1 protein-coding gene and 1 pseudogene are annotated in these 1,306 nt (G+C 42.2%); both read right to left on the bottom strand.

All coding sequences use genetic code 11. The features are described 5' to 3' along the window. On the bottom strand, positions 1–379 hold a 379-nt coding region (locus ACFIJ8_RS08375), incomplete at its 3' end, for a lysozyme (RefSeq protein WP_375639377.1). A 230-nt stretch (positions 380–609) separates the two neighbouring features. Then, positions 610–1,306: pseudogene (locus ACFIJ8_RS08370) on the bottom strand (hypothetical protein); the annotation flags it as partial.

The raw sequence follows: 1,306 nt of genomic DNA, 5'->3' as shown, positions 1-1,306 counted from the left end.
CAACCTTATTCCATTTCTGTAATTCTAAGGGTACGGCTTCATAATCCCCTTGATTAAGCTTCTTCAATAATGTTGACTTGCGAAAAGCAGCTGTTCCTACGTTATAGCAAAACGAGACTAATGCCGCGAATTGGCAATCCGTTAACGAAACCGTGACCGATTCCTCTACCGTCTTCTCAAATTGCTTTAAGTCCTCACAAAGAATTTTTTCCGCTTGCTCTTTGTTAATACACATGCCTTTTTTGACAAGGGGGTGACCCGCATTGCTGGTGTGACCATAACCAATCGTCCAAACACATGCCGTATCTCTATAAGCCTCTAAACGCAATCCTTCCCATTGTTTGATAAGCTCTAATCCTTCTTTCGATATCTTTCTCATCTGACGCTCCATAAAAAAAGCCCCACAAAAGTGGGGCGGAATAAAATGATGTTCTAATCAATCTCGCACTAATTATAATAAAATGGGTCGCTACATCCACGGGCGCCTATTTTTTCATCTTCGACATAACGAGAATGCGCAAAGTTCCGCACAAGATGATCATTGTTAGAGCCACCAGTCCAATCGCCTCCTCCCAACATAACATTTATGTCTACACGTAAACTGCTTCCTTACTCCCCTGTATGCCATTTAGTCACTGGATAACAACCAGACAAATATTGCCACACATAACCGCAACCATCCTCACAACCAATATGCGAAATCATCCGTCTATTGTTTGTATCAACGTGTCCTCCAGACGTCTTAGGAGAAGGCGCTTGATTGTCGACAATACTGGTTGCTTGATTACTTCTATACATGCATGGCGAGAACTCATCACTCGTCAAAAATCTCTTATTAACAGACCAAAAATCAAAAGCATGATCTGCATAGCTACGATTGGTCGTAATCGGAACACCATATGCCGACTTTGCATTTACACCTGTCCCTGATTGAAGATAGATATCAACCCAAATATTATGCCACGGATTGTAAACCATTCCCTCTGGGTCACTACGTGGACGGTGATTTAAACACCAAACAGAATTGGGCAAAACATCCCCCGCTTGATAACCCGATAAGAGATGTCCTTCAATCTCACCAACATCCGCACAAAGCGTATGAAATCCACCGATCTTTAGAGAATTCTTCTCTGTATAGCCATCAGGAACCGTCGGATTTTGCGAAATTTTAAAGGATATCTCATTCGTCTGATCTTTTAGGATGAGATATATATAATAATCCTTTCCTGCTTCAAGATCTTCGTCAAAAGACATCCTTCCACGCCCTGGAACGCGGTAAAAGAGGTACCTACCCCCATTCTCACCA

The organism is Bartonella sp. MF74HXZ (genome assembly GCF_042194445.1).
GTDB lineage: Bacteria > Pseudomonadota > Alphaproteobacteria > Rhizobiales > Rhizobiaceae > Bartonella > Bartonella grahamii.
This window is presented reverse-complemented; position numbering and strand designations above follow the sequence as displayed.